2 protein-coding genes are annotated in these 1,648 nt (G+C 30.5%); both read left to right on the top strand.

The annotated features are described in order from the left end of the window. Positions 1–317 (top strand): hypothetical protein (locus tag ACTF56_RS12995; RefSeq protein ID WP_438967338.1); only part of this gene is annotated, 317 nt, incomplete at its 5' end. A gap of 58 nt (positions 318–375) precedes the next feature. After that, positions 376–867, top strand: a complete 492-nt coding sequence (locus ACTF56_RS12990; protein WP_438967337.1) for a helix-turn-helix domain-containing protein — start codon at positions 376–378, stop codon at positions 865–867. Positions 868–1,648 lie beyond the last annotated feature (781 nt).

Raw genomic sequence — 1,648 nt, 5'->3', positions numbered from 1 at the left:
ACTTACTTCCTCGAGAAGATAAGTTGATGTTAATTAATAAATATTTTCCTTCGGTATTTGACTTAAGCAGTAACGCTTCAGGTTTTATTCCTGGGATTTGGGCTAGACTGATTTGTTTAACTCTAATGATTTATTATTTTACGCTATCCATAAAGTTCATTTTAAATTTACCGACGGAGATATTGAATAAGTTTAAAAGAGAAAAATTTAACAATATACTACTCGGTACTTTAGTTGCTACAACTCTTCTATGTGGATCATATATTATGATATTTTTTGTAAATGTTCAATTTTTTTTCAGGACTAAAATTCGTTAACGTAAGCTATTTTTTATATTTAATTGTATTCTCTACAATTTTTGTCTATAATATATATTTGTTTTTTAAACTAGAATTTGCCTCAAATTCCGATTCACAAAAAAAATCTTTAGAAACGCACTTGGCCCATCAATCATCTTTAAATTCCTTTAACAATAATCCCTTAGATTGGAAAGATACGGGTTTGGATAAATTAGAAGTAGAATCCAAGTTGAATTATCTCTTGGAAGAAAAGAAAATATTCCTAATTAAAAGCTTAACTGTAAGAGACTTTTCGATTGAGGCAGATCTACCAATACGATTAATTCCTTATATTCTAAATTTAATTTTTGACAAGACATTTAAAGAATTAACAAACGAGCGAAGAGTGAAATTTGCAAAAGAGAAAATTGAAAGTGGTTTTTTAATCGAATTCACAATTGAGACATTATCAAGTGAAAGTGGTTTTAATTCCAGACATACTTTTCTTAATGCTTTTAAAAAAGAACTGGACTTAAGTCCCAATCAATATTGGGCTAAAATAAAAGAAGAATCTAACATAGTAATGTGAGCAATCATTGCCTATCAAATTTTTTCAATGTCAAGCTTTAGGTTACTGACTGCATTATAGGTGAATTTATTGAACTCCGTAAAATGTCTGTTCATGATCATTTTAATTAGTAAGTAGTACTTCCTAATAAAATAGATTGGTCCTCAAACTATATGAGAACTCAATATCTTTATGAAAAGAAAGTACTTTTAACAGATAATTAAATAGGTGAATTGCTTTATATAACAATGTACTTTACTTAATAGCAAAGAATGATGGATGGTACATTAGATTTCAGGTCTTCAGCAAAGACCAAATTTGGATCAACCACTGTCCAGGAATACCACCTGATCTTATAGTACAAATACAAAGCAAACGATTTCCTCAATTTAATAACATGACCTGAAACTGCTCTTGGTATTCTAGAGAATATTGATGCCAGAATTTAAGCAAAAACTCATTTACCTGACTTGAGCAACTAACATTTGGACATTGACTTGCTTTAATCTTTGGACGATAAACAAGCGTTATTCCTGAAACTCAATTCAGGCGGTTAAAATCAATAAAAGCTTTTATAATTTTTTTCGTTTACCAAATACATGAATTATGAAATAACCGTCGCCTTGTTCCAACCAAGGCAAAGAGAAAAAGTAATAAACCAGCAGAGGACCACGGTAAAGATTTATGCCGAAAGCTCTTGACCGTTGGGAGGAAAAAGGGCTAGCTTATTCCTGAATTCAGTTAAAACCTTCTCCACGAATTTAATTATTGAAAAGCAAATTTACAAAACCCACGCAAGCCT

Origin of the sequence: Flavobacterium sp. (assembly GCF_965657075.1) — a bacterium.
In the GTDB taxonomy this organism is placed as follows: Bacteria; Bacteroidota; Bacteroidia; order Flavobacteriales; family Flavobacteriaceae; genus Flavobacterium.
This window is presented reverse-complemented; position numbering and strand designations above follow the sequence as displayed.